General features: G+C 68.6%; 21 protein-coding genes. 7 read left to right on the top strand and 14 right to left on the bottom strand.

From position 1 onward, the window contains the following. Positions 1-40: 40 nt before the first annotated feature. From xylF to xylA, 3 genes are all read right to left on the bottom strand, one after another. Entirely contained in the window at positions 41-1,069 is a 1,029-nt protein-coding gene (gene xylF / locus R9B84_RS16900) for a D-xylose ABC transporter substrate-binding protein (protein ID WP_034182434.1), read from the bottom strand. 92 nt (positions 1,070-1,161) lie between these two features. Next, positions 1,162-2,652: a xylulokinase gene (xylB, locus tag R9B84_RS16895; protein ID WP_423760532.1), complete on the bottom strand. Its 1,491-nt coding sequence runs from the start codon at positions 2,650-2,652 to the stop codon at positions 1,162-1,164. A gap of 4 nt (positions 2,653-2,656) precedes the next feature. Continuing rightward, the gene (gene xylA, locus R9B84_RS16890; protein ID WP_423760531.1) at positions 2,657-3,979 is read right to left on the bottom strand and encodes a xylose isomerase; all 1,323 of its coding nucleotides are present in this window, start codon (positions 3,977-3,979) and stop codon (positions 2,657-2,659) included. A 264-nt stretch (positions 3,980-4,243) separates the two neighbouring features. Here xylA and R9B84_RS16885 point away from each other — a divergent pair, with 264 nt between their 5' ends. After that, positions 4,244-5,437 carry a XylR family transcriptional regulator gene (locus tag R9B84_RS16885; protein WP_065504051.1) on the top strand — a complete coding sequence of 398 codons (1,194 nt, stop codon included), beginning with the start codon at positions 4,244-4,246 and terminating at the stop codon, positions 5,435-5,437. Between the two features lie 20 nt (positions 5,438-5,457). Continuing rightward, positions 5,458-6,546, top strand: coding sequence for an aldose epimerase family protein (locus tag R9B84_RS16880; protein WP_423760530.1), 1,089 nt, complete (start codon positions 5,458-5,460; stop codon positions 6,544-6,546). A 107-nt stretch (positions 6,547-6,653) separates the two neighbouring features. Here the strand turns inward: R9B84_RS16880 and yjfF are convergent, their stop codons facing one another. The 7 genes from yjfF to R9B84_RS16845 form a co-directional block, all read right to left on the bottom strand. Further along, a complete protein-coding gene (gene yjfF / locus R9B84_RS16875; protein ID WP_423760529.1) occupies positions 6,654-7,742 on the bottom strand; it encodes a galactofuranose ABC transporter, permease protein YjfF in 1,089 nt (362 codons plus the stop codon). Beyond that, positions 7,739-8,779, bottom strand: coding sequence for an ABC transporter permease (locus R9B84_RS16870; RefSeq protein WP_423760528.1), 1,041 nt, complete (start codon positions 8,777-8,779; stop codon positions 7,739-7,741). Before R9B84_RS16870 ends, yjfF begins: the two co-directional genes overlap by 4 nt. After that, positions 8,776-10,290, bottom strand: a complete 1,515-nt coding sequence (locus R9B84_RS16865) for a sugar ABC transporter ATP-binding protein (RefSeq protein ID WP_423760527.1) — start codon at positions 10,288-10,290, stop codon at positions 8,776-8,778. Before R9B84_RS16865 ends, R9B84_RS16870 begins: the two co-directional genes overlap by 4 nt. Positions 10,291-10,352: 62 nt before the next feature. Further along, complete coding sequence (locus R9B84_RS16860) at positions 10,353-11,315, bottom strand: ABC transporter substrate-binding protein (RefSeq protein WP_423760526.1); 963 nt, start codon at positions 11,313-11,315, stop codon at positions 10,353-10,355. A gap of 601 nt (positions 11,316-11,916) precedes the next feature. Then, complete coding sequence (locus tag R9B84_RS16855; protein ID WP_423760525.1) at positions 11,917-12,765, bottom strand: pirin family protein; 849 nt, start codon at positions 12,763-12,765, stop codon at positions 11,917-11,919. Between the two features lie 100 nt (positions 12,766-12,865). Further along, positions 12,866-13,471, bottom strand: a complete 606-nt coding sequence (locus tag R9B84_RS16850) for an FMN-dependent NADH-azoreductase (RefSeq protein WP_423760524.1) — start codon at positions 13,469-13,471, stop codon at positions 12,866-12,868. A 19-nt stretch (positions 13,472-13,490) separates the two neighbouring features. Continuing rightward, on the bottom strand, positions 13,491-14,069 hold the full coding sequence (locus tag R9B84_RS16845; protein ID WP_423760523.1) for a YceI family protein: 579 nt from the start codon (positions 14,067-14,069) through the stop codon (positions 13,491-13,493). A gap of 118 nt (positions 14,070-14,187) precedes the next feature. Here R9B84_RS16845 and R9B84_RS16840 point away from each other — a divergent pair, with 118 nt between their 5' ends. Together R9B84_RS16840 and R9B84_RS16835 are read left to right on the top strand one after the other, a co-directional pair. Further along, positions 14,188-15,111 (top strand): LysR family transcriptional regulator, encoded by a 924-nt coding sequence (locus R9B84_RS16840; RefSeq protein WP_423760522.1) that lies wholly within the window; start codon positions 14,188-14,190, stop codon positions 15,109-15,111. Between the two features lie 130 nt (positions 15,112-15,241). After that, positions 15,242-16,630 carry an MFS transporter gene (locus R9B84_RS16835; protein WP_423760521.1) on the top strand — a complete coding sequence of 463 codons (1,389 nt, stop codon included), beginning with the start codon at positions 15,242-15,244 and terminating at the stop codon, positions 16,628-16,630. Positions 16,631-16,798: 168 nt separating this feature from the next. Here the strand turns inward: R9B84_RS16835 and R9B84_RS16830 are convergent, their stop codons facing one another. Together R9B84_RS16830 and R9B84_RS16825 are read right to left on the bottom strand one after the other, a co-directional pair. Then, positions 16,799-17,026, bottom strand: coding sequence for a hypothetical protein (locus tag R9B84_RS16830; RefSeq protein WP_423760520.1), 228 nt, complete (start codon positions 17,024-17,026; stop codon positions 16,799-16,801). A 15-nt stretch (positions 17,027-17,041) separates the two neighbouring features. Beyond that, positions 17,042-17,320: a DUF4148 domain-containing protein gene (locus tag R9B84_RS16825; protein ID WP_423760519.1), complete on the bottom strand. Its 279-nt coding sequence runs from the start codon at positions 17,318-17,320 to the stop codon at positions 17,042-17,044. Between the two features lie 270 nt (positions 17,321-17,590). Between R9B84_RS16825 and R9B84_RS16820 the strand changes: the two genes are divergently transcribed. Genes R9B84_RS16820 through R9B84_RS16810 form a run of 3 tightly spaced genes read left to right on the top strand, consistent with a single transcriptional unit; the run spans position 17,591 to position 23,870 of the window. Next, positions 17,591-20,821, top strand: coding sequence for an efflux RND transporter permease subunit (locus tag R9B84_RS16820; protein WP_423760518.1), 3,231 nt, complete (start codon positions 17,591-17,593; stop codon positions 20,819-20,821). Positions 20,822-20,869: 48 nt separating this feature from the next. Then, on the top strand, positions 20,870-22,210 hold the full coding sequence (locus R9B84_RS16815) for an efflux RND transporter periplasmic adaptor subunit (protein WP_423760517.1): 1,341 nt from the start codon (positions 20,870-20,872) through the stop codon (positions 22,208-22,210). Positions 22,211-22,241: 31 nt separating this feature from the next. Further along, entirely contained in the window at positions 22,242-23,870 is a 1,629-nt protein-coding gene (locus tag R9B84_RS16810; RefSeq protein ID WP_423760516.1) for an efflux transporter outer membrane subunit, read from the top strand. Here R9B84_RS16810 and R9B84_RS16805 read toward each other — a convergent pair. Together R9B84_RS16805 and R9B84_RS16800 are read right to left on the bottom strand one after the other, a co-directional pair. Continuing rightward, positions 23,851-25,332: a heavy metal sensor histidine kinase gene (locus tag R9B84_RS16805; protein WP_423760515.1), complete on the bottom strand. Its 1,482-nt coding sequence runs from the start codon at positions 25,330-25,332 to the stop codon at positions 23,851-23,853. The two genes, R9B84_RS16810 and R9B84_RS16805, sit on opposite strands and share 20 nt — an antisense overlap. Then, on the bottom strand, positions 25,329-26,006 hold the full coding sequence (locus R9B84_RS16800) for a heavy metal response regulator transcription factor (protein ID WP_423760514.1): 678 nt from the start codon (positions 26,004-26,006) through the stop codon (positions 25,329-25,331). The genes R9B84_RS16805 and R9B84_RS16800 overlap by 4 nt, the downstream gene beginning before the upstream one ends. Positions 26,007-26,111: the final 105 nt, after the last annotated feature.

Here is a 26,111-nt window from a genome sequence, read left to right as displayed (position 1 = left end):
GCGCGCGGACGCACCGGTGGACCGTCCGCGCGCCGCGCCGTTACTGGCTCGCCAGCTGCGCCTGGGTATAGAAGCCGTCCTTCACGACGATGTCGACGTTGCGCTTGGTCAGCAGCGTCGGCTGCAGCAGCACCGTGTCGACCTTCTTCTTGCCGTTGTCGTATTGCGCGTTGAAGGCGGGTTTCGTGCCCTTCGCGAGATCCACCGCGAGCTTCGCCGCTTCGCTCGCGATCAGCTTGAGCGGCTTGTAGACGGTCATCGTCTGCGTGCCGGCGATCACGCGCTTGACGGCCGCGAGGTCCGCATCCTGCCCGGACACCGGCACCTTGCCGGCCAGATGCTGCGCGGCGAGCGCCTGGATCGCGCCGCCCGCGGTGCCGTCGTTCGACGCGACGATCGCATCGATCTTGTTGTTGTTCGCGGTCAGCGCATCCTCGACGATCCGCAGCGCGGTCGACGCGCTCCATTCGGGCACCCACTGCTGGCCGACGACCTTGATGTCGCCGCGATCGATCGCCGGCTTCAGCACCTTCAGCTGTCCTTCGCGCAGCATCTTCGCGTTGTTGTCGGTCGGCGCGCCGCCGAGCAGGAAATAGTTGCCCTTCGGCTTCGCATCGTAGACGCCCTGCGCCTGGAGCTCGCCCACCTTCTGGTTGTCGAACGAGATATACGCGTCGACGTCGGCGTCGAGGATCAGCCGGTCGTACGACACCACCTTGATGCCCGCCTTGCGCGCTTCGGCAACGACGTTGCCGAGCGTCTTCGAATTGAACGGCACGATCACGATCACGTCCACGCCGCGCGAGATCAGGTTCTCGATCTGCGAGATCTGCCGCGCCTCGCTCGCGTCCGCGGACTGCACGGACACTTTCGCGCCGAGCTGCGTGGCGGCCGCCACGAAATAGTCGCGGTCGCGCGACCAGCGCTCGACGCGCAAGTCGTCGATACAGAAGCCGATTTCCGGCTTGTCCTTGCTCGCATGCGCGAGCGGCGCGCCAAGCGTGAGAGCCGCCAACGTAGCGGCGCCTGCCAGCGCACTCAATACGGTACGACGCGTTACGGATTTCATGTCTCCATTCCTCTCTTTATTGGACAACCCCACGAACACCGGGCGGCCACTGAAGCACGCCGCCCATCGTCTACCCACCGCACGGCACGGCGTTATGCCGCATGCCCCGTGCCTGCCGCAAACACCGGTTCGAGCGCGCGATACAGTGCGCGAAACGTCGGCCGCCGCGCGTCGCGATACCACGCGTGGCGTGCCATGTCGGGCTCGCGCACGGCCACCACCGGCGGCTGCGGGCACACCGCGTCGAGCGGCGCTTCCGGTTCGAGCGCAAGATGCGCGAGCCGCGCGGCGCCGAGCGCCGGGCCGACTTCACCGCCCGCGCGCAACGTCAGCGCGCGGCCGCTCAGGTCGGCGAGCATCTGTGTCCAGTACGCGCTGCGCGAGCCGCCGCCGATGACCGTGATGCCGTCGGGCGCGAGCCCGGCCGCATGCAGCGCGTCGATCCCGTCGAGCAGCGCGAAGCCGACGCCCTCGAGCGCCGCGTTCGCGAGATCCGCGCGCTGCGTGTCGGGCGTCAGCCCGTAGAACACGCCCTTCGCATTCACGTCGTTGTGCGGCGTGCGCTCGCCGCTCAGATAAGGCAGGAACCACGGGCGGTCCGCGCGCACGTTCGTCTCGGCGTCGGCGAGCAGCGCGCCAACGCCGTCGTAGCCGGCCAGTTGCGCGGTGAAATCGACGCAGCCCGCCGCATTCAGCATCACCGACATCAGGTGCCAGGTACGCGGCAACGCATGACAGAAGCTGTGGACCGCCGATTCGGGATTCGCGCGAAAACCGTCCGACACCGCGAAATAAACGCCCGACGTGCCGAGCGACAGCAGCGCATCGCCGGGCCGCACGATGCCGACGCCCACCGCGCCAGCCGCGTTGTCGCCGCCGCCCGCGACGACCGGGATCTCGCGCAGCCCCAGCGCGCGCGCGACGGCCGGCTGCAGCGTGCCGGTGATGCGGTTGCCCTCGAACACCGCGGGCACCTGCGCACGCGACAGCCCGCACGCGGCGAGCAGCGTGTCGTCGTAGTCGCGCTTCGCGACATCGAGCCACAGCGTGCCGGCGGCATCCGACGGATCGGTCGCGAACACGCCGGTCAGCCGGTAGCGCAGATAATCCTTCGGCAACAGCACGTGTGCGATTCGCGCGAACACGTCCGGCTCGTGACGGCGCACCCACAGCAGCTTCGGCGCGGTAAAGCCCGGCATCGCGAGGTTGCCGGCGACGGCGCGCAGCGTGGGCGCCAGCCGCTCGAGTTCCGCGCATTCGGCATCGGCGCGGCCGTCGTTCCACAGGATCGCGGGGCGCAGCACGTCGCCGCGCGCATCGAGCAGCGTCGCGCCGTGCATCTGCCCGGTCAGGCCGAGCGCGTCGATGTCACGCGGATCGATGCCGGCCGCGCGCGCATCGGCGACGAGCGCCGCCAGCGCGCCGCACGCCGCGTCCCACCAGTCGCGCGGCGCCTGTTCCGACCAGCGCGGCCGCGGCCGGCTCACCGTCAGCGGCCGGCTCGCGCTGGCCCGCACCGCACCGTCGCGGTCGAGCAGCACGGCCTTCACGCCCGACGTGCCAAGATCGAGTCCGATGTACATGGCGTCAGCGCAGCCCGTAGATCGCCTGGTTCACGATGTTCTCGAGCCGTTCCTGCGCGCCGCTCGCATGCTGCGGGTTCACGCCGCGCGCGAGCGCGTCGGCGGCGAGCGACTCCAGCGTGTAGGAACCCGACAGGATCTCGCGGCCGAATGCGCTGTCCCACTGTGCGTAGCGCTGCCGGCGCAGCGTGTCGAGCCGGTCGTTCCCGACCAGCACGGCCGCACGTTCGAGCGCGAGCGCGAGCACGTCGATCGCGCCGACATGGCCGTAGAACAGGTCTTCCGGATCGACGCTCTGGCGTCGCACCTTCGCGTCGAAGTTCATGCCGCCGGTGGTAAAGCCGCCGTGGCGCAGGATCTCGTAGAACGCCAGCGTCAATTCCTCGACGCTGTTCGGGAACTGGTCAGTATCCCAACCGTTCTGCGCATCGCCGCGATTTGCATCCACACTGCCGAACACGCCGAGCGCGAACGCGTTCGCGATCTCGTGATGGAACGAATGGCCGGCGAGCGTCGCGTGGTTCGCCTCGATATTCACGCGGATTTCGTTCTGCAATCCGTATTGCGTGAGGAAACCGTGCACGGTCGCGACGTCGTAGTCGTACTGGTGCTTGGTCGGCTCCTGCGGCTTGGGCTCGATCAGCAGCGCGCCCTTGAAACCGATCCGGTGCTTGTGCTCGACGACCATCGACAGGAAGCGGGCGAACTGCTCGCGCTCGCGCACGAGATCGGTATTGAGCAGCGTCTCGTACCCTTCGCGGCCGCCCCACAGCACGTAGTTCTCGCCGCCGAGCCGATGCGTCGCGTCGAGCGCATGGCGCACCTGGGTCGCGGCCCATGCAAACACGTCGGGGTTCGGGTTGGTCGCCGCGCCCGCCGCGAAGCGCGGATGCGAAAACAGGTTCGCGGTGCCCCACAGCAGCCGGACGCCCGTCGCCTGCTGGCGCTCGCCCAGGTAGTCGGTCATCCGCGCGAAGTTCTCGACGTACTCGTGCAGGCTGTCGCCTTCCGGCGACACGTCGGTGTCGTGGAACGTATAGAACGGCGTGCCGAGCTTCGTGAAGAACTCGAATGCCGCATCCGCCTTCTGCCGCGCACGCTCGAGCGGGTCGCCCGGCTGCTGCCATGGCCGCCGGAACGCGCCCTGGCCGAAGATGTCGTGGCCGGGCCACACGAACGTGTGCCAGTAGCACACCGCGATCCGCAGGTGCTCCTCGAGCGTCTTGCCGAGCACCCGCTTCGTGCGGTCGTAATACCGGTAGGCAAGCGGGTTGTCCGACTGCGCACCTTCGTAGCGAATCGCGGGAATATGTTCGAAATACGACATGGCGTCTCCGTCCGGTTTCTTGTTGCAGTGCGGCGCGCATCGCGATGGCGTGCGAACCGAATTCGATCTGGCTGGATCGTGCCCGCGCACCCCGTCGCCCGCAATTGCGAAATTGCGCAGCACGCTTAACGTTTCTTGCCAGCGCGCTGCGCACGGCACGCGTTCCGTCCTACAATCGCCGGACACCAGACAGCCGCGCGGCTCGACCCGCGCGCCCGGAGACAACGGCGCGACGCCACCGAAGGCGCGCGCTTCGAGACCGAGATGAACCGCGCCCCTTCCACCCAGACGCCGCACCGCATCGCGCTGCTGTTCAACGCCAACAAGGTCTACGACCGCGAGATCATCAGCGGCATCGGCCAGTACCTGCGCTCGACGCGCGTGGTATGGGATCTGTTCCTCGAAGACGATTTCCGCTGCCGGCTCGCCGGCATCGAGCGCTTCGACGGCGACGGCATCATCGCGGACTTCGACGATCCGGCCGTCGCCGACGCGCTCGCCGGCTCGCCGCTGCCGATCGTCGCGCTCGGCTCGTCGTACGAGGATCCGGCGCAGTACCCGGACGGCGTGCCGTATATCGCGACCGACAACGCGAAGCTCGTGTCGCTCGCGTACACGCACCTGATCGGCGCCGGGCTGCCGCACTTCGCGATGTACAGCCTGCCCGTCGCGCAGCAGAACCGCTGGGCGCAGCAGCGCGAACTCGCGTTCGACGGCCTCGCGCGCGCGGACGGCGTCGACGCGCCGATCTACCGCGGGCTGTCGACGAGCGCATCGGGTTGGAACCACGCGATCGAGCAACTGATCGGCTGGCTGCACGCACTGCCGAAGCCCGTCGGCGTGATCGCGGTGACCGACGCACGCGCGCGGCACCTGCTGCAGGCGTGCCTGATCGCGGGCCTCGCGGTCCCGGAACAGGTCGCGATCATCGGCATCGACAACGACCCGCTCACGCGCACGCTGACGCGCATTCCGCTGTCGTCCGTCATCCAGGGCACCGAGGAAATGGGTCGTACCGCCGCGCACCTGCTGCACCAGATGCTGGGCGGCGCGCGTTTTCCCGACCGGCGGATTCTCGTGCCGCCCGTCGGGATCAACGTGCTCGATTCGACCCGCCACGAGCCGCTCGCGAGCCCGCATGTGATGCGTGCACGCCACTTCATTCGCCAGTACGCGTGCCAGGGCATCAAGACCGAGCAGGTCGCCGACTACGTCGGCGTGTCGCGCTCGCTGCTCGAAGAGCACTTCCGGCGCGAACTGCAGCGCACCGTGCACCAGGAAATCCTGCGCCACAAACTCGAAGCGGCGCAGGCGCTGCTCGCGAGCCGGCAGGCGTCGAGCGCCGAGGTCGCGATCCGCTGCGGGTTTACGTCGCTCCAGTACATGTACGCGGTGTTCCGGCGCGAGCTGGGCTGCACGCCGCGCGAATACCAGGAACGCGCGATCGCCGCGCGCTGAAGTTCACATCGAATCCGCCCATGCACATCGATACCGATTCCTCCCATCTGACGCCCGGCGTCGCACGCGTGCCTTCCGAGCCGTGGGGCACGCTGCCCGACGGCGACACGGTGCGGCGCTATACGCTGCGCAACACGCACGGCATGCGCGTCGTCGTCAGCGACCTTGGCGCGACCGTCGTGTCGTGGCTCGCGCCCGACCGCACCGGACGCTTCGCCGATATCGTGCTCGCGCACGACACGCCCGCGGAGTATGTCGAATCGGGCGCCTACCTCGGCGCAACGGTCGGCCGCTGGGCGAACCGGATCGCCGGCGCGCGCTTCACGCTCGACGGGGTCGACTACCTGCTCGATCGCAACGAGAACGGCAATCTGCTGCACGGCGGCGCGAGCGGCTTTCACCGGCAGCGCTGGGAAGTCGTCGACGACTGCGGCGGGCTGACGCTGCGGCTCGATTCGCCCGAAGGCGACGCAGGTTTTCCGGGCAACGTGAGCGTGCAGGTTCGTTATGCACTCGACGACGACGGCACGCTGACGATCGACTACACCGGCGTCACCGACGCGCCCACGCCGCTCAACCTGACGAATCACAGCTACTTCAACCTCAGCGGCCGCGCGGGCAGCGACGTGCGCGGCCACGTGCTGAGCATCGACGCCGACGCATTCCTCGAAGTCGACGACGCGCTGATCCCGACCGGCACCGCGGACGTGACCGGCACCGCTTTCGATTTCCGGCAGAGCGCGCCGCTCGGCGCGCGCCTCGACTGGCCGCATGCGCAACTTGCACGGGCGCGCGGCTTCGATCACTGCTTCGTGCTGCGCGACGGCGCGCGCACGGTCAGGCCCGTCGCCGGCATCTACGATCCGGAAAGCGGCCGCGAGCTGGTCGTATCGACCGATCAGCGCGGCCTCCAGCTCTATACCGGCAACTATCTGGACGGCGTGCGCGTGCGGGGCGGTACGCGTTGCGCGCAACACGCCGCGCTGTGCGTCGAAGCAGGCGGCTTTCCGGATCAGGTCAACATGGCCGACCTGCGCGACGACGTCATCCTTCATCCGGGCGCCGTTTATCGTCAAACGACGCTGTACCGGGTAGCCGTTCGCGCGTAACGCGCGCGCCGGTCGCCTTCGACAGGCACCGGCGGCCAGGCATCGGCCGCGCCGCTGCCCCGTTGCCGGTCACGGCGCGGCGCGGGGCGTGCGATCCATTACACGCACTACACGCGGCGCATCGTCGACACCAGCGCCGCGTCCTCGCCCGGCTCGGCCGGCCGCGCGTGCGCGGTGTCGCGCTTCGGCTGCTGCGCGCCGAGCCCGGTGCCACCCGTGCGCCGCCGCGTTGCGTGCCGCTCGATGACCCGCTGCAGCACGCAGAACACGCACAGCAGCGCGCCGATCACGATGCGCGTCCACCACGAACTCAACGTGCCGTCGAATGTGATCAGCACCTGGATCGTGCCGAGGATGCCGACGCCGAACACCGAGCCGATCACGTAACCCACGCCGCCCGTGAGCAGCGTGCCGCCGATCACGGTCGCGGCGATCGCGTCGAGTTCCATCCCCTGCGCCTGCAGCCCGTAGCCCGACAGCACGTACATCGTGAACACCACGCCGCCGAGCGCCGAGCACAGGCCGCTCAGCGCGTAGACGCCGACCTTCGTGCGCGCGACCGGCAGCCCCATCAGCAGCGCCGAGCGTTCGTTGCCGCCGATCGCGTACACGTTGCGGCCGAAACGCGTGAAATGCGCGACGTAGATCGCGACGGCCAGCGTCGCGAGCGCGATCAGCGCGCCCGCGCTCAGTGTGCCGCCGCCGATCGGCACGCTGATGCCCGCGATCGCATGAAACGTCGGCTCGTTGATCGTGATCGACTGCGTCGTGATCAGGAAGCACGCGCCGCGCGCGAGAAACATCCCGGCCAGCGTGACGATGAACGGCTGCAGCCGGAAATAATGGATCAGCGCGCCCATCGCCGCGCCGTACAGCGCGCCGAACGCGAGCACGAGCGGCACGATCACCCACACGGGCCAGTGCAGCCGCTCGGCGCCAACCGCGCAGAATATCGTTGTCAGCGCAACGACCGAGCCGACCGACAGGTCGATGCCGCCCGACACGATCACGAACGTCATGCCGATCGCGACGATCAGCAGGAACGCGTTGTCGACGAGCAAGCCGGTGAGCACCTGCATCGAGAAAAATCCCGTGTACATCACGGATCCGAAGCCGAACAGCGCGGCGAACAGCACGATCGTCACGACGATCGGCAGCGTGCGCGGGTCGGCAAGCCGGCCAAGGAATCGGGTCATCGGGGCGTTGCTCCGGAGGTGGCGCGCGAACGCGCGGAGGGCAGCAGCCGCGACGCGTGCCGGACGACGAGCGCACGCGCCGCGTCCGACTGGATCAGCGTCACGACGATCACGACGACCGCCTTGACGACGAGCGTCGCCTCCGGCGGCACGCCGATCGAATAGGTCGTGTAGGTGAGCGTCTGGATGATCAGCGCGCCGAGCACGGAGCCGGCCAGGCTGAAGCGGCCGCCGAGCAGCGACGTGCCGCCGAGCGTTACCGCGAGGATCGCGTCGAGTTCGAGCAGCAGCCCCGCGTTGTTGCCGTCGGCGCTGCGCACGTTCGAACTCGCGAGGATGCCGGCGATCGCCGCCATCACGCCGGAACACAGGTACACGCCGAACACGACCGCGCCCGAGCGCAGCCCGACGAGCCGCGTGGCGACCGGGTTCACGCCGATCGCGCGGATGAACAGCCCGAGCGCGGTGCGGTTCACCAGCAGCGCGGTCGCGGCGATCGTCGCGACGGCGATCCACACCGAACTCGGCACCGTCGCCAGATAACCGCCGCCGAGCGCGAGGTAACCGGCCGCGCCGATCGGAATGATCTGGCCGCCCGTCAGCAGTTGCGCGACGCCGCGGCCGGCCACCATCAGGATCAGCGTCGCGATGATCGGCTGCATCCCGACGAACGCGACGAGCAGGCCGTTCCACGCGCCGGCGAGCAACCCGACGCCGAGCGCGGCAGCCAGCGCCGTGCCGACCTGCGACGGATCGGCCTCGAGCACGATCGCCGCGGCCGCGCCGGCGATCGCGACGATCGCGCCGACGGAGATGTCGATCCCGCGCGTCGCGATCACGAGCGTCATGCCGAGCGACACGATCACGAGCGGTGCCGCGCGGTTCAGGATGTCGATCGGCGCGCCGAACAGGTGGCCGTCGAGCAGCGCGATCGACAGGAAGCCCGGACGATGCGCGACGTCGAGCGCGAACAGCAGCGCAAGCGTCAGCACCGGCCACGCAAGCGGATGACGAAACAGCGTGCGCACACGCATCATGACTGGCCTCCCGCGATCAGCCGGTAAACCTGCTCTTCGGACGCGTCGGCGCCGGTCAGTTCGGCGACCTTGCGCCGGTCGCGCAGCACCGCGATCCGGTGGCTCACGCGCACCACTTCGCCAATCTCCGACGAGATGAACAGGATCGCGAGCCCGGTCGCGCACAGCGCGAGCACGCGCTCCATGATGTCGAACTTCGCGGCGACGTCGATGCCGCGCGTCGGCTCGTCGAGGATCAGCAGCTTCGGGTCCGTCGCGAGCCAGCGCGCGAGCAACACCTTCTGCTGATTGCCCCCCGACAGCAGCCCGATCGGCTGCTCCGCGTCGCGCGCCTTGATGCCGAGCCGCGCGATATACGTGTCGGCGATCTCGCGCTGGCGTGCGCGCCCGATCAGCCGCCACCAGCCACGCCGCGCCTGCAGCGCCAGGATGATGTTCTCGCGGATCGACAGCGCGGCGACGATGCCCTCCTTCTTGCGATCCTCGGGGCAATACGCGATCCCGTGCCGAACCGCATCGTGCGGCGAAGCCAGCCGCTTGCGCGTGCCGTCGATCTCGATCGCGCCGGTGTCGGTGCGCTCCGCCGCGAACGCGAGCTGCGCCGTTTCGGTGCGCCCCGAGCCGAGCAGACCGGCCAGCCCGACGATTTCGCCGGGCCGCACGTCGAGATCGAGCGGGCTCATCATCCCGCGCCGGCCGACCTGCTGCATCGACAGGAACGGCGCGGCCGTGCCGGCGGTGCGCTCGACCGCGGCGGCGCCCGCCTGCAGCGTGTCGGACATCCGTTCGCGGCCGGTCATCTTCGCGACCAGCACATCGACCGGCAGGTCGCGCGCCAGGTACTCGCCTTCGCGCTCGCCGTTGCGCATCACGGTGATCCGGTCGGACACCGCATAGGTCTGCTCAAGGAAATGCGTGACGAACAGGATCGCGATGCCCGACGCCTTCAGCCGGCGCAGCACGGCGAACAGCCGCGCGACCTCGCCGTCGTCGAGGCTCGACGTCGGCTCGTCGAGAATCAGCACGCGCGCATCGACCGACACGGCGCGCGCGATCGCAACCATCTGCTGCACGGCGATCGGATACGCGTCGAGCGAGCGCGTGACATCGAGCGACAGGTCGAGTTCGGCCAGCGCCGCGCGCGAGCGCGCATGGATCGTGTTCCAGTCGATCGCGCCGCGCCGCATCGGCTGCCGGCCCGCGAAGATGTTCTCGGCGACCGACAGGTTCGCGCACAGGTTCACTTCCTGGTAAAGCGTCTGGATCCCGGCCGCCTCGGCTTCGCGCGGCGCGGCGAAACGCACGGGCTCGCCGCCGACGCGAATCTCGCCCTCATCGTGCGCGTGCACGCCGGTGAGCACGTTGATCAGCGTCGACTTGCCCGCGCCGTTCTGGCCCATCAGCGCGTGGATCTCGCCCGGAAACAGCCGGAAGCTCACGCGCTGCAGTGCGCTGACGCCCGGAAACGACTTGTCGATGCCGATCATCTCGACCACCGGCGGACTCGTCATGAACCCTCCTCGAAGCGGTTGCCGGACGACGGCGTGTCACGCCGCCGCCCGCGCGCACCATGTCAGTATTTGCGGGTCGGCAACACCTGCGCCGCGACGTTCATCGGGAACACCGTCTCGTTCGTCACGATGCGCTTGGGCAGCGACTTGCCGGCGGCGACGTCCTTCACCGCGCTCATCAGTTGCGGGCCGAGCAGCGGGCTGCATTCGACGTCGACGTTGATCTTGCCGGCGATCATCGCCTGGAAGCCGCCCTTCGTCGCATCGAACGACACGACGGTCAAGTCCTTGCCGGGCTTGATCCCCGCCTCTTCCATCGCCTGGATCGCGCCGAGCGCCATGTCGTCGTTGTGCGCGTAGACGACGTTGATCTGCTTGCCGTAGGTCTTCGCGAACGCTTCCATCACCTGCTTGCCGCCGGCGAGCGTGAAGTCGCCGCTCTGCGACGCGATCACCTTGAACTTCGGATTGTTCTTGATCACTTCGAGCAGGCCCGCGCGGCGATCGTTGGCCGGCGCGGAGCCGACCGTGCCCTGCAGCTCGACGATGTTGATCGGGCCCGCGTCGTTCTTGTAGTGCTCTTCCATCCAGTGGCCGGCGCGCCGCCCTTCCTCGAGGAAGTCCGAACCGATCATCGTCACGTACAGCGACGGATCCTTCACGTCGATCCCGCGATCCGTCAGGATCACCGGGATGTGCGCGGCCTTCGCTTCGGTCAGCACCGGCTCCCAGCCCGATTCGACGACCGGCGAGAACGCGATCACGTCGGCCTTCTGCGCGATGAACGAGCGGATCGCGCGGATCTGGTTCTCCTGCTTCTGCTGCGCGTCCGAGAACTTCAGGTTGATGCCGGCATCCTTCGCCGCGCCCTTCACCGACACGGTGTTCGCGGTGCGCCACGCGCTTTCGGCGCCGACCTGCGAGAAACCGAGCGTGATCGGCTTTTGCTGCGCGAATGCGCCGGGCGCGAGTACCGTCGCCGCGGCGACGATCGCACCGGCCGCCAGCTTCCTGATGAATGTCATGGTCCGTCTCCGATGATGTCGTTGTATGCCGCGGCGCTGTTCTGGTTCTGCTTGGCGCGCGGTTCAGGGCTGGGCCTGCCGGCCCGGCATGTATACCCCGGACCAGTCTAGAAACAAGTCCGATAACCTTCCAATGAAATCTTGGATTGAAGCGATATCGGAATCGGCATACGTATAAACACCTAAGGGCGTGGGGGTGCCTGGCGTGGCGGCGGCGTCGGGCCGGTCGGGTCGTTTCGAATGCGTGAAAGCCGGCGCATTCGGGCAATGCGCCGGTCGCGTCAGGATTCCGTGGGCGAGATAACGGCAGGTAGCGGCAGAAGGGGGCTGCGGATTGCTTCAGACGGAAGCCGCGAACGACGTGTCGCCGGGTACCGGCACAGGCATGCGGTCCGGGCGAACGCGCCGGCCAGCAGCGACGCCGCTACCGCACGCACCGCGCCCAACAGGAACGCGAGGTGGTAGCCGCCGACGTGTCGACCGCGCCCGCCCCCAGGCCCATCGGCACCATGCCGGGCAGCACGTCCATCATGAATCGGCGCCTGTCGGTTGCCGCGCGGGTCGGCACCGGGCGGCGGATACCGGCTTGCGCGCGGACGGCTCAGCGCAACACGCCCTTGGCGCGCAGTTCGCGGCCGATGCGCACGATTTCGCGCTCGCCTTCCACCAGCGCGGCGGCGCTCGTGTGCACCGAGTAGTTGCCCAGATGGAGATCGTGCGGATGCGGGATGGCCGTACCGACCACGAAGCGCGCATCGGTCACCGCGTCGAATTCGATCGCGGCGTCGGACGGGTCGAAGACGACCAGTTCGCCCTGGCCGACCGGGTCCGGCGTACGCAGGCTGCCGTCCATCACGGCGGTCCAGCCGACCCGGTAGCCCTGCGGCGGCCGGCAGGTCCAGCGCTCGCCGGCCTTCAGTTGCACGACGACGTAGTTGATGCCCGGCGGCGCATCGATCGGGCTGACCGCGTCGCCGCTGCGGCCGAGCAGCACGCGCGCCGGCCCGTCCGACGGGATGTCGTCGATCGACAGGTGCTGGCTGAACGCCGGCGCCAGCTCGCGCCCCGGCGGCAACGCGACCCACAGCTGGAACGCCTTGACCGGCGGCACGACGGAACCCGTATGCCAGACGCCGCGCCCGGCGCTCATCCATTCGATGTCGCCCGCCTCCATCGTGCCTTCGTGGCCGGTGGATTCGGCGTAGGTGCCGCGTCCGTCGATCGCGAGCGTCAGCGTGGCGATACCCGAATGCGGATGCCAGCCGAAGGCCGGCTGCCCCAACGGCGCCTGCGTATCGATCAGGTCGAGGAAGACGAACGGCTTGATCATCTCGCCGACGTCGGACGGGCTTGCCATCCGGACGACCGGCCCGTGCACGTGGCCGCGCGTGCGGAAGACGACGTGACGGCCGGTGACGGCGGTCTGCAAAACGGGATCGACGGCATTCATCGGGTGTGCTCCAGCATATCGAGGTGCGACAGGCGGCGTAGCCGGGTCAGGCGTCCGCGCCGGTTTATGCGCAATTGAGAAAGCAAGCCGGCGAACACCGTCAGGCCGCGAGCGCGGCCGCCGCTTCCTTCGCCGACGCGATGGCGCCGCTGCGCATGTCCTGCCCCATCGCCACGCCTTCCGCGCGAATGAACGTGATGTCCGTGATGCCGAGGAAGCCGAACGCCGCTTTCAGATAGGTTTCCTGATGATCGAACGCAGCCACCGGCGAGCCTTCGCTGTACACGCCGCCGCGCGACGACGCGACGACCAGCTTCTTGCCGACGCACAATCCGATCGGCCCGTTCTCGCCGTAGCGGAACGTCTTGCCGGCGACGGAGATGCGGTCGATCCACGCCTTCAACTGCGAAGCGATGCCGAAGTTGTACATCGGCGCGCCGACGACCACGATGTCGGCCGCGAGAAATTCGTCGAGCGCGCGCTGGCCGATCTCGACGTCCGCCTTCAGCGCGTCGTCGACCGGCGCGCCTTGCGCGGCGGCAAGATGTTCGCCCGTCAGATGGCCGATCGGCGTGGCGGCGAGATCGAGGCGCGTCACCGTGAGGCCGGGATCGCGGCCGCGGAAGGTCGCGACGGCTTCCGCCGACAGTTCGCGGCTGACCGAGCCCTGGCCGAGGATGCTGGAATCGATATGCAGCAGTTTCATGAGTGTTCTCCGAAAGGGATTACTGCTTGAGGGCTTCGGCCGTGATGAGCAGGCGGGTCTTCATGCTGAAGCCGTACGCCTTGCCGAAGTCGACGCCGAATTCGCTGCGATCGAACTCGCCCACCGCATCGACGCCGCACACTTCGCGCTTGAGCATCGGATGCGGCATGCACTTGAACGAGTCGATCTTCAGCGTCAGCGGCCGCGTAACGCCGTGCATCGTGAGATTGCCGACGACCGTCGCCGGCTTGTCGCCGTTGAACGTGATCGCACCCTTGTAGGTCGCTTCCGGAAACTTCGACGCATCGAAGAACTGGTTCGATTGCAGGTCCTGGTCGAGCTTCGTGCTGCCCGTATGAACCGACGCAATCGCGGTCGTCACTTCGACGGTGCCGGTCTTTGCCGCGCGGTCGAGCGTCACGGTGCCGCCCGATTTGTCGAACTTGCCGCGCCAGACCGACAGGCCGCCGATGTGATCGGCCTCGAAACTCGGGTACGTATGGTCCGGATCGAGCCGGTACGTCGACGCGGCCGCGAATGCGGACAACGACAACGATGCGGCGAGTGCGCCCGCCGCGATCGTCAGAGTCTTGTTCAATTCAATCTCCTTGGGAAGTCAGGTGCTTGCTTGAAGCGTGATACCAGTATGGAGACTGAAGCTGTCCTACACTAGACGGATAAATAGGATTTGATTGATCCATTTTTGGAGGAATCCGATGCTCGATCTGAATGATCTCGCGCTGTTCGTCCAGGTCGTCCGCGCCGGCAGCTTCTCGGAAGCCGCGCGGCGCCTGCGCATGCCGGCCAATACGCTGAGCCGGCGCATCGACCAGCTCGAAGGGCAACTCGGCACGCGCCTGCTGCATCGCTCGACCCGCAAGCTCGCGCCGAGTACCGAAGGCCAGGCGCTGTTCGAGCGTTATGCGCCGGCGCTCGACCGGCTCTTCGAGATCGAACGGCTGCATGCGGACGGGCTGGAGCCTTCCGGTACGGTTCGCGTGACGGCGATGGGCGGCCTGTTCGAATTTTTCCGGCTGGAATGGCTGGCCGAGTTCTACGCGCGCTATCCGCAGATCAGCATCGACTTCCTGCTCGACGACACGCCGGCCGACCTGATCGGCGAGCGCATCGACCTGGCCCTGCGGATTGGTATCGAGACCGGCGGCAGCTTCCGCGTGCGCAGGATCGCGCCGGGCACGATGATCCTCGCGGCGAGCCCTGCCTACCTGGAACGGCGCGCCGCGCCTCGCACGCCGCGCGAACTGGCCGACCACGATTGCCTGACGGTGTCCAGCCGCCAGGGCCGCAGCATGTGGCGGCTGCAGGGGCCGCGCGGCACCCAGGAGATTTCGATCGACAGCCGCTTCTCGGTCAACGACATGCGCGTGGTGATACAGGCCTGCATCGCCGGGCTGGGGATCGCGCTGCTGCCGCAGTTGCTCGCCGAGCCGGCAATCGAGCAGGGAAAACTGGTGCGCGTGCTGCCGTCGTATCGACGTTCGGGCACCGGCCTCGGGCTGCAACTCGTCTATACGAGCCGCCCGCCTTTGCCGCCCGCGGTCTCGGTGTTCGCCGAGTTTCTGCTGGAGAAGCTGGGTGACGGGATGCCCGGGCAATCGAAGAACCGTGCCGATCGATAACGTTTCCTTGTCGCCGTAAACGGAATTTCTTGTTGGACGCGGAATTTCGGCGATTGAACACTGCGGGGCATCGCGTCGAGGTCCGACCGACGCAATGCAAGGGCCCGGAGCCCCAACGCAGGAGACAACCATGCCGGTATCAGGAAGCGCCATCAACGTTCGCGAATTCATCGACGAGCGCCCGGTCAGCCCGTTTCAGTGGCTGGTCGGATTGCTGACCTTCGTCGTGATCTCGCTGGACGGCTGGGATACCGTCATCATCGGCTTCGTCGTGCCGGAACTGATCAAGGAATGGGGCGTCACGAAGAACGCGCTGGCGCCGGTGCTCAGCGCCGCGTTGTTCGGCCTGGCGGCCGGTGCGCTGCTCGGCGGGCCGATCGCCGACCGGTTCGGACGCAAGCGCGTGCTGGTCGCCAGCGTGCTGATCATCGGCGTCGGGACGCTGGCCACCGCGCACGCGACGTCGCTCGGGACGATGCTGCCGATCCGGTTCGTCACCGGGCTCGGCCTCGGCGCCGTGATGCCGAACGTGGTGACGCTATGGTCCGAGTACGTGCCCGAACGCCGGCGCTCGTTCCTCGTGACGGTCGTGTACAGCGGATTCACGGTCGGTGCCGCGCTGTGCGGCTTCATCGCAGCGTGGATCATTCCCGGCTACGGATGGCGCGCGATGCTCACTGTGGGCGGCGCGCTTGCGGTGGTCTGCGTGCCGATTCTGATGCTTTGGCTGCCCGAATCGGTAGCGTTCCTGACGGTTCAGAACAAGCGTCCCGAACTGATCGCGCGGACTCTTTCGGCGATCGGCCGTACGCATGTACGTGCCGATACGCGATTCTTCCTGCCCGCGCAGCCCAAGGTGAAAGGCGGTGCGATCGGTACGATCCTGTCGAAACGCTACATCGCCGGCACGGTCCTGATCTGGCTGTGCTATTTCGTCGGGCTGTTCGTCACCTACCTGCTTTACAACTGGCTGCCGACGATGGCGAAAGACGCCGGTTATACGAGTGCGCAAGGCGCCATCATGGTCGGCTTCCTGAACTGGGGCGGGACGCTGGGTTCGATCGCGATCGGCTGGCTGATGGATCGCTTCGATCGCTACTACACGGTCGCGGCAAGCTTCTGCCTGGCGGCACTGTCGCTGTGGGCCGTGCACGGGATGCAGTCGACCTTCTGGGCGTTGCAGGCCCTCGCCTTTGCATGGGGATGGTTCATTCCCGGCACCAATACCGGCATGAACGCACTGACCGCGCGCTTCTACCCGACCGTTGCGCGCTCAACCGGATTGAGCTGGATGCACGCGTTCGGGCGGCTGGGCGCCATCGGCAGCGCGTTTGCCGGCGCAGCGATCCTGAGCGCGGGGCTGGGGCTCAGCCAGATTCTCCCGATCATGGCCGTTGCACCGCTGACCGGTGCGGTGGCCGTGCTTGTGATCGCGAGTCTCGTGACGCGTTGGGCACTCGCCGATGAATCGGCAGCGGTGGCGGTGCCTTCGGCGACCGAGGTTTCGCCGAATACTTGACGACTGACTGAACCCAGGCGGCCACGGTAACGGCGCGCACTTCCCGAGTATTGCCGGTGAGCCGGCCGCCTTCACGATCGCGCGTTTGCACGAATTCCAGACGCGCGCCCGCCAGCCGCCCCCGAAACCGGGCAGCACGACGGCCGTCGCCGCGGCGCTCGACGAGACTCAGTTCCGTCGAGTCGCTGCCTTCCTGTCCGTCTCGCCCCCCTGATTCGAAACAACGCCGACGGCATGCGCCCGCGCATCACCGCTCACCCGCGTCGGATTCAACTCGCGCAGCACGCTGGCGCGCCCGCCATCGTCATCGGGCAGTTGCGGCATCCCGCGCGCAAACGCCGGCGCGACCGCCGCCGCGAGCATCGCGGCGATCGCCAGTCGGGAAAGAGCCTTCATCGCCCGACTCCCGTTTCACTGCGCGCTGACGGCCGGCACGCCCGTCGACGCGGTCGCGGTGCCCTGCTCGCCGTGCGCGATCGCATACAGCTCGCGATTGCGCTCGATCGTCCGCGTGCTCGGCGGATAGTCCCAGTTCGACGTGGGCACCGTGCCGTCGCGCTGCGCCTGGACGAGCTCGGCGATCACGTCGGCGCGGGTCGGGCCCGACGACGACGTCTGTGCGAATGCGGCGACCGGCGTGCCGATTGCGAGTGCGAGCAGCGCGGCGGCTGCGATCAGTCTGCGATTCATGATGAAACTCCCCAGAACGGTTCGATGAGGACGCATCGTCGATGCGCCGCCGGCGGAACCGCGGATGCGATTCGCCGCCTGACACGTTCATTCTGGCGATCGCGGCCGGCGCGACGCTGACTGCCGGATGACAATTCTGAAATCTGCGGCGCTGCACGCAGATAACAGCTTCGTAATCTTCGAGTCAGGGCCGGGTCAACGCGGCATCGTCAGACTGCACGCTCGTCGCATCGAATGCGGCACCCATGCCCTGCTTCGAGGAACAACATCATGTGGATCGTCCGGCTCGCGTTGCGCAGGCCCTATACGTTCGTCGTGCTCGCGCTGCTGATCTTCATTGCGGGACCGCTCGCGCTCCTGCGCACGCCGACCGACATCTTCCCGAACATCGACATCCCGGTCGTCAGCATCGTGTGGTCGTACAACGGCTTCTCCGCCGAGGACATGGCCAAGCGGATCACGTCGAACTACGAGCGCGCGCTCACGTCCGACGTCGACGACATCGAGCACATCGAATCGCAGTCGCTGAACGGCGTGTCGGTCGTGAAGATCTTCTTCCACCCCGGCGCGGACATCAATCGCGCGATCGCGGAAGCCGCGAGCAATTCCGCGTCGATCCTGCGGATCCTGCCGCCCGGCACGCTGCCGCCGAACATCATCACGTACAACGCGTCGACGGTGCCGATCCTGCAGCTCGGGCTGTCGAGCGACACGCTCGCCGAGCAGCAGCTCTACGACCTCGGCAACAGCTTCATCCGCACGCAGCTCGCAACCGTGCAGGGTGTGGCCGTGCCGCTGCCGTTCGGCGGCAAGATCCGCCAGATCGTCGTCGATCTCGACACGCGCGCGCTGCAGGCGAAGGGGCTCGCGCCGATCGACGTCGTGAACGCGATCAACGCGCAGAACCTGATCCTGCCCGGCGGCACCGCGAAGATCGGCACGCGCGAGTACAACGTGCAGATGAACGGCAGCACGCAGACGGTTGCCGCGCTGAACAACCTGCCGGTGAAAGCGATCGGCGGCAGCGTCGTGTATGTGCGCGACGTCGCGCACGTTCGCGACGGCTACGCGCCGCAGACCAACATCGTGCGCGCCGACGGCAAGCGCGCGGCGCTGCTGACCGTCGAGAAGACCGGCAGCGCGTCGACACTGACGATCATCGACCAGGTCAAGGCGATGCTGCCGAAGATCGCGGCCGGCCTGCCGAAGGCACTGCATGTCTCGGCGCTCGGCGATCAGTCGGTGTTCGTGAAAGCGGCGATCCAGGGTGTCGTGCGCGAAGCGCTGATCGCGGCCTGCCTCACCGCGCTGATGATCCTGCTGTTCCTCGGCAGCTGGCGCGCGACGCTGATCATCGCGGTGTCGATTCCGCTCGCAGTGCTGAGCTCGCTGCTCGCGCTCGCCGCGCTCGGCCAGACGATCAACATCATGACGCTCGGCGGGCTCGCGCTCGCGGTCGGGATTCTCGTCGACGACGCCACCGTCGCGATCGAGAACATCACGCATCACCTCGAACGCGGCGCGCCACTCGAAGACGCGATCCTGACCGGCGCGGGCGAGATCGCGGTGCCGACCTTCGTGTCGACGCTGTCGATCTGCATCGTGTTCGTGCCGATGTTCCTGCTGACGGGCGTCGCGCGCTACCTGTTCGTGCCGATGGCCGAGGCGGTGATCTTCGCGATGGTCGCGTCGTATTTCTTCTCGCGCACGCTGGTGCCGACGCTCGCGATGGCGCTGATGCGCGCGAAGGGGCACGGCCGGCCGCCGCGCGGCGTGTTCGCACGGATCGCGCGTTTCCAGGCCGCGTTCGAGCATCGCTTCGAGGCGGTCCGGCTGCGCTATCGCGCGCTGCTGTCGGCGGCGATCGCGCGCCGCCGCCGATTCGCGGCGGCCTTCCTGCTCGCGTGCATCGCGTCGACCGGGCTGTTTGCGTTCGCCGGGCAGGATTTCTTCCCGTCGGTCGACACGGGCGAGATCCGCCTGCACCTGCGCGCGCCCACCGGCACGCGGATCGAGGAAACCGCGCGTCTGACCGACGAAGTGGAAGCGCGCATCCACGACGTGATTCCCGCGAACGACATTGCGAGCGTGCTCGACAACATCGGCGTGCCGGTGAGCGGGATCAACCTCACGTATGACTCGTCCGACCCGATCGGCACCGAGGATGCCGACGTGATGATCACGCTGAAGCCGAACCATGCGCCGACCGCAGCCTACGTCGCGAAGCTGCGCAACCTGCTCGCGCAGTCGTTCCCCGGCGTGACGTTCGCGTTCCTGCCGGCCGACATCGTCAGCCAGATCCTCAACTTCGGGCTGCCCGCGCCGATCGACATCCAGATCGTCGGCAACAAGCTCGACCAGAACCGCGCGGTCGCGAACGCGCTGCTCGCGAAACTGCGCGGCGTGCGCGGGCTCGTCGATGCGCGCATCCAGCAGCCCGGCGACGAGCCGGCGATCAACGTGAACGTGGACCGCACGAAGGCGATCCAGGCCGGCCTCGAACAGCGTGACGTCGCGCAGAACCTGCTGATCGCGCTGTCCGGCAGTTCGCAGACGACGCCGAACTTCTGGCTCGACCCGCGCAATGGCGTCAGCTATCCGCTGTTGGTGCAGACGCCGCAGTATTCGGTCGATTCGCTGCAGGCGCTCGCGAACGTGCCGCTGCCGGCGGGCACCGCACGCTCGCCGCAGACGCCGGCCGGCGGCCCGGCGGCCGGCGCGCCCGCGCAGAACCTGCTCGGCTCGCTCGGCAGCTTCTCGCGCGCGACGCAACAGGCGGTCGTGTCGCACTACGACGTGCAGCCGGTGCTCGACGTCTTCGCGTCGGTGCAGGGGCGCGATCTCGGCGGCGTCACGGCCGACGTGACCAGGCTCGTCGACGCTGCACGCGCGCAGTTGCCGCCCGGTTCGTCGATCGTGCTGCGCGGCCAGGTGAAGGCGATGCACGAGTCGTTTGCCGGGCTGCTCGGCGGCCTTGCGCTCGCGATCGCACTCGTCTACCTGCTGATGGTCGTCAACTTCCAGTCGTGGCTCGACCCGCTGGTGATCGTCGGCGGCCTGCCCGCGTCGCTCGCCGGCATCGCATGGATGCTGTTCGTCACGCGCACGACGCTGTCGGTGCCCGCGCTGACCGGCACGATCCTGTGCATCGGCATCGCGACCGCGAACAGCATCCTCGTCGTCAACGCGGCGCGCGAGCTGATCGCGGGCGGCGCGCCGCCGTGGCAGGCCGCGCTCGACGCGGGTTTCAGCCGCTTCCGCCCGGTCGTGATGACCGCGCTCGCGATGCTGATCGGCATGCTGCCGATGGCGCTCGGCCTCGGCGACGGCGGCGAACAGAACGCGCCGCTCGGCCGCGCGGTGATCGGCGGGCTCGCGTTCGGCACGCTGTCGACGCTGCTGTTCGTGCCCGTCGTGTTCGGCTTCGTCCATGCGTGGCTCGACCGGCGCCGCGATGCGGCCGCCGCGCGTCGCGCGCAGGACACGCCGGCGCTGCCCTGATCGCGGCTTCACCTCGACTTCCTTCGACTCGCCCGACCTCGAACCATCATGAACGACACGACCGAACCCCTCGCCCCGCCACCGGCCGCCGAAGCGGACACGGCGCCCGACACATCGCCGCCCCGTCGCGGCCGCAAGCCGACCGCCCCGCTCGTTGCGATCGCAGTGGCCGCCGCGCTGCTGGCCGCCGGCATCGTGCCGCGCATCGACGCACGCGCCGCGCAACGCGTGCAGGTCGCCGCGCAGCGCGCGCTGCCGGTCTCCGTGATCCTGCCGGGCGCAGCGCCCGCCGACCAGACGCTGACGCTGCCGGGCTCGGTGATGCCCTATGCCGAGGCGTCGATCTATGCGCGCACGAGCGGTTATGTCGCGCACTGGAGTGCCGACATCGGCGCGCACGTGAAGGCCGGGCAGACGCTCGCGCAGATCACCGCGCCCGACCTCGACGCGCAATTGCGGCAGGCGCGCGCCGACGCGGCGACCGCGCAGGCGAACTACGACTATGCGAAATCGACCGCGCAGCGCTGGCAGGACATGCTGAAGACGCAATCGGTGTCGCAGCAGGACACCGACACGAAAGTCGCCGACATGAACGCGAAGCGCGCGATGCTGGCCTCTGCGCAGGCAAACGTCGCGCACCTGACCGAGCTGGTGTCGTACGAATCGGTCGCGGCGCCGTTCGACGGCGTGATCACCGCGCGCAACGTCGACGTCGGCACGCTCGTCACCGCGGGCGGCACGCCGGGCAGCCCCGGCCTGTCCGGCGAACTGTTCCATCTCGAACAGACCGGCACGCTGCGCGTGTTCGTCGACGTGCCGCAGGACAGCGCGGCCGGCGTGACGACGGGCACCTCCGTCTACCTGACCACGCAGCAGTATCCGGGGCGGCGCTTCGCCGCGCGCGTCGCGCGCAGCGCGGGCGCGATCGATCCGGTCACGCGCACGCTGCGTGTCGAGATCGACGTCGACAATGGCGACGGCGCGCTGATGCCCGGCGCGTATGCGCAGGCGCACCTGCTCGTGCCGAGCGCGGCGCCGGCGTTCGAGCTGCCGGTCAGCGCGCTGCTGTTCCGGCCGAACGGCGTGACGGTCGCGACCGTCGCCGCGAACGGCACCACCGCACTGAAGACCGTGCAGATCGGGCGCGATTTCGGCACGCGCGTCGAGATCGTGTCGGGGCTCGCCGCGACCGATCGCGTGATCGACAACCCGGGCGATTCGATTGCCGCCGGCGAGACCGTGAAGATCGTGTCGGCCGCACCGGCGGTGCAGACGGGCCCGGCAACCGGTGCGACGGCAACGTCTGGCGCGGCTGCGTCGACGCCCGCCGCCGTCGCGGCGCCGGCTTCGATGCCGGCAGCAGCAGCTTCAACGCGCGCCCGAGGCTGATCCGCCCATGAAAACCCGCGAGATATCCGTCATGCGCTTCGTTCGTCCGCTTCCGTTCGCCCGCCGCGTCGTCGCACTCGGTGTCGCCGCCGCGTTGGCCGCGTTGTCCGCGTGCTCGACATTGCCGCTCTATTCACCGCCCACCGTCGCGGTGCCTGCGCACTATGCGGGCGTCCCGGCTTCGGGCGTACCGGCTCCGGGCATACCGGCTGCGGGCGTCCCGGCTGCGGGCATACCGGCTTCGGGCATACCGGCTTCGGGCGTACCGGCTCCGGGCACACCGGCTCCGGGCACACCGGCGGCGGGCGCCCCCGCCGCCCAGCCGGGCTGGAACGTCGCGGCGCCGGCCGATGCCGCGCCGCGCGGCGCATGGTGGACCGTCTTCGACGATGCCGGCCTGAACGCGCTCGAAGCGCGTGTCGACATCTCGAACCAGACCGTGAAGAAAGCCGTCGCCGATCTCCAGCAGGCGCGCGCGATGGTCGACTACCAGCATGCGGGGTTCCTGCCGACCGTCACGGCCGGCGTCGCGCAGAGCCGCGCGCGCCTGTCGCAGAACAAGCTCGGCTCGTCGCTCGCCGGCAAGACGACCCCCGACTATCAGGCCGGCGTGGCCGCGAGCTGGGAACCCGACCTGTTCGGCCGTGTGCGCGACGCAGTGACCGGCGCGCAGGCGAACGCCGACGCGAGCGCGGCCGACCTGCAGGCCGTGAAGCTGTCGGTCACGGCCACGCTCGCGACCGACTATTTCGCGCTGCGCTCGCTCGATACGCAGAAGCAGTTGCTCGACGACACGGTGCATGCGTATGCGGACGCGCTGAAGCTGCTGAAACAGCAGCTCGCGGCCGGCGCGATCGACGCGTCGGCCGTCGCGCAGGCCACAACGCAACTCGAATCGACGCGCACGCAGGACACCGACATCGATGCGTCGCGTGCGCAGCTCCAGCATGCGATCGCGACGCTCGTCGGCGAAAGCGCGTCGACGTTCGCGCTGCCGCGGCGCGTGCAATCGTTCGACGTGCCGACGATCCCGGCCGGCGTGCCGTCGCAACTGCTCGAACGGCGGCCCGACATCGCGGCGGCCGAGCGTCGCGTCGCGGCCGCGAACGCGCAGATCGGCGAGGCACGCGCCGCGTTCTTTCCCGATCTCGTGCTGTCGGCGAGCGCGGGGCTCGAAAGCGCGTTCTTCGCGCCGTGGCTCACCGCGCCGAGCCTGTTCTGGTCGCTCGGCTCGCAGCTCGCCGGCACGCTGTTCGACGGCGGCCGCCGCAGCGCGTCGCTGCGCGGCGCGCATGCGCAATACGACGGCGTGGTCGCCGACTATCGGCAGACGGTGCTCGTTGCGTTCCAGCAGGTCGAGGATCAGCTGTCCGCGCTCGATGCGCTCGCGTCGGAGGCCAACAGCCAGCAACGCGCGACCGATGCGGCCGACCTGTCGTTGCGACTGACGACCAACCGTTTCAACGCGGGTGCGGTCAGCTACCTCGATGTCGTGACCGCGCAGACGATCGCGCTGACGAACCGGCGCGTGGCCGACCAGATCGCCGCGCGCCGGATGGAGGCCGCGGTCGGCTTGCTGACGGCGCTGGGCGGCGGCTGGCACACGGGTGCGGATGCAATCGCCACCGCGCGCACGGCCGCTACGCCGCCGGCGTCTTGATGAAGGTCAGGATGAACCGCGTACCGGTCGCGTCGCTTTCGACGCGGGCGGAGCCGCCGTGCAGTTCCATCACCGACCGCACGATCGCGAGGCCCAGCCCGGCCGTGCCGCCCGGCACGCCGCCGCTACGCGCGGGGTCGCCGCGCACGAAGCGGTCGAAGATGCGCGGCAGCAGCGCGGGATCGATCGGTTCGCCCGGGTTCGAGACGACCACATACACCGCGTCCGCCGTTTCGTCGACCCGCAGCGCGATCACGCCGCCAACCGGCGTATAACGCAGCGCGTTCGCGAGCAGGTTGCTGACCGCGCGGCGAAACAGTTCGAGATCGGCGGTCAGCCGGCCGTGCCCGTCGACGCTCAGCGTCGACCCTGCTTCGTCGGCGAGCCCTTCGAAATAACCGGCGATGCGCTCCAGTTCGTCGTGTACGTCGAATGCGCGTTGCCGCGTCACGAAGCCGGGATGCTCGGCGCGTGCGAGAAACAGCACGTTCTCGATCATCCGCGCGAGACGGTCGTATTCCTCGAGATTCGATTCGAGCAGCGCCTGGTATTCGTCGACGGAACGCGGCCGCGCCAATGCCACCTCGGTCGCGCCGCGCATGTTGTTCAGCGGCGTGCGGAGGTCGTGCGCGAGATCCGCGCTGAATTGAGACAGGTGCCCGAACGCCTGCTGCAGGCGGCCGAGCATCGCGTTCTGCGCGTCGACGAGCGCCGTCAGCTCGCGCGGCGCGCGCGATGCATCGAGCCGCGTATCGAGCTTGTCGACGGTGATGCGGCCCGTGTTCGCGACGATCTCGCGCAGCGGCGCGAGCGTCTTGCGGATCAGCCAGTAGCTGAGCAGCATCGCGAACAGCGCGCCCAGGCCACCGGCGATCTTCAGCTTGTCGCGGTAGCCGTCGAGCAGTTCGGCGCGATCGCTCATGTTGCGCGCGATCGCGATCCGGATCTTCGTGTGGTCGCGCAACTCCGCATCAGTGACGACGCCGCGCACGGGCGTGCCGCCGTCGGCGGTCCACGTCGCGATCCGGTCGGCGGTAATCCGCTCGTTCGCGGGCACCGGCGTCGCGTGCGGCGGAAACAGTTCGGCGTCGGGTAACGCGGGCAGCGCGGGCGACGATGCACCGGCTGCCGTTTCCGGCAGATCCTCGAACCCGGTCCGCTCGACGTTGTGACGCGCGAGCACGTTGCCCTGCCCGTCGACGACGGCCAGCGACAGCGACGCGTTGCCGAGCACCTGGCTCGTCAGCCGGTCCGCATGCGTGCGCACCGCGTCGAGCGAATCGAGTTCGCCCGCCAGCCGGCGCGTATGCCGCGCGGCGAGCACGATGTCGAGGTCGTCCTGCGCGCTCACCTGCCGCTGGAGGCCCGTGTACACATACGCGCCGACGAGCGCGAAGACGGCGAGCGTGGTCGCGCCGAACGCGAGCGCGAGCGTCGCGCCGAGCGAGCGGCCGAGCGTCATGCGGCGTCCTTCGGTTCGAGCACGTATCCGACGCCGCGCACCGTGTGGATCAGCTTGACGGGGAACGCATCGTCGATCTTCGCGCGCAGCCGCCGGATCGCGACTTCGACGACGTTGGTGTCGCTGTCGAAATTCATGTCCCACACATACGACGCGATCTGCGTGCGGCTCAGCACCTCGCCTTGCCGGCGCGCGAGCAGTTGCAGCAGCGAGAATTCGCGCGGCGTCAGGTCGATCCGCAGCGTGCCGCGCTTCACGCGGCGGCGCACGACGTCGATCTCCAGGTCGCCCACCGAAATGCGCTCCGTCTCGCGCGGCGGCCCGCGGCGCGCGAGCGTGCGGATGCGCGCGAGCAGTTCGACGAACGCGAACGGCTTCACGAGGTAGTCGTCGGCGCCGAGTTCGAGCCCGTGCACGCGGTCCTGCACGTCGTCGCGCGCGGTCAGGAACAGCACGGGCGTCGTATGCGTGTCGCGCAGCCGCTTGAGCACGCTCCAGCCGTCGAGCACGGGCAGCATCACGTCGAGCACGATCACGTCGTAGCCCTCTTCCTGCGCGAGCGTCAGCCCCTCGCCGCCGTCCTTCGCGAGATCGACGCTGAAGCCGGATTCCTCGAGCCCCTTCTTCAGGTACGCGCCGGTCTTCGGTTCGTCTTCGACAATCAGGATGCGCATGATCGGTTCCGTCGCATTCGGTGGTGATGCCCGATGTTACCGGGAAACGGGGCAGGCACACCGCCTCGCGCCCGCGCGACATGGCCCGATTACGAAACTGTAATC

Source organism: Burkholderia sp. NLJ2 (assembly GCF_049487195.1).
Taxonomy (GTDB): Bacteria; Pseudomonadota; Gammaproteobacteria; order Burkholderiales; family Burkholderiaceae; genus Burkholderia; species Burkholderia pyrrocinia.
Note: the sequence above shows the minus strand (reverse complement) of the source record. Positions and strands in the feature narration are given on the sequence as shown.

Coding starts and splice junctions, on each gene's coding strand:
- xylF (WP_034182434.1), bottom strand. CDS start 1,069: ATGAAATCCGTAACGCGTCGTACCGTATTGAGTGCGCTGGCAGGCGCC.
- xylB (WP_423760532.1), bottom strand. CDS start 2,652: ATGTACATCGGACTCGATCTTGGCACGTCGGGCGTGAAGGCCGTGCTG.
- xylA (WP_423760531.1), bottom strand. CDS start 3,979: ATGTCGTATTTCGAACATATTCCCGCGATTCGCTACGAAGGTGCGCAG.
- R9B84_RS16885 (WP_065504051.1), top strand. CDS start 4,244: ATGAACCGCGCCCCTTCCACCCAGACGCCGCACCGCATCGCGCTGCTG.
- R9B84_RS16880 (WP_423760530.1), top strand. CDS start 5,458: ATGCACATCGATACCGATTCCTCCCATCTGACGCCCGGCGTCGCACGC.
- yjfF (WP_423760529.1), bottom strand. CDS start 7,742: ATGACCCGATTCCTTGGCCGGCTTGCCGACCCGCGCACGCTGCCGATC.
- R9B84_RS16870 (WP_423760528.1), bottom strand. CDS start 8,779: ATGATGCGTGTGCGCACGCTGTTTCGTCATCCGCTTGCGTGGCCGGTG.
- R9B84_RS16865 (WP_423760527.1), bottom strand. CDS start 10,290: ATGACGAGTCCGCCGGTGGTCGAGATGATCGGCATCGACAAGTCGTTT.
- R9B84_RS16860 (WP_423760526.1), bottom strand. CDS start 11,315: ATGACATTCATCAGGAAGCTGGCGGCCGGTGCGATCGTCGCCGCGGCG.
- R9B84_RS16855 (WP_423760525.1), bottom strand. CDS start 12,765: ATGAATGCCGTCGATCCCGTTTTGCAGACCGCCGTCACCGGCCGTCAC.
- R9B84_RS16850 (WP_423760524.1), bottom strand. CDS start 13,471: ATGAAACTGCTGCATATCGATTCCAGCATCCTCGGCCAGGGCTCGGTC.
- R9B84_RS16840 (WP_423760522.1), top strand. CDS start 14,188: ATGCTCGATCTGAATGATCTCGCGCTGTTCGTCCAGGTCGTCCGCGCC.
- R9B84_RS16835 (WP_423760521.1), top strand. CDS start 15,242: ATGCCGGTATCAGGAAGCGCCATCAACGTTCGCGAATTCATCGACGAG.
- R9B84_RS16830 (WP_423760520.1), bottom strand. CDS start 17,026: ATGAAGGCTCTTTCCCGACTGGCGATCGCCGCGATGCTCGCGGCGGCG.
- R9B84_RS16825 (WP_423760519.1), bottom strand. CDS start 17,320: ATGAATCGCAGACTGATCGCAGCCGCCGCGCTGCTCGCACTCGCAATC.
- R9B84_RS16820 (WP_423760518.1), top strand. CDS start 17,591: ATGTGGATCGTCCGGCTCGCGTTGCGCAGGCCCTATACGTTCGTCGTG.
- R9B84_RS16815 (WP_423760517.1), top strand. CDS start 20,870: ATGAACGACACGACCGAACCCCTCGCCCCGCCACCGGCCGCCGAAGCG.
- R9B84_RS16810 (WP_423760516.1), top strand. CDS start 22,242: ATGCGCTTCGTTCGTCCGCTTCCGTTCGCCCGCCGCGTCGTCGCACTC.
- R9B84_RS16805 (WP_423760515.1), bottom strand. CDS start 25,332: ATGACGCTCGGCCGCTCGCTCGGCGCGACGCTCGCGCTCGCGTTCGGC.
- R9B84_RS16800 (WP_423760514.1), bottom strand. CDS start 26,006: ATGCGCATCCTGATTGTCGAAGACGAACCGAAGACCGGCGCGTACCTG.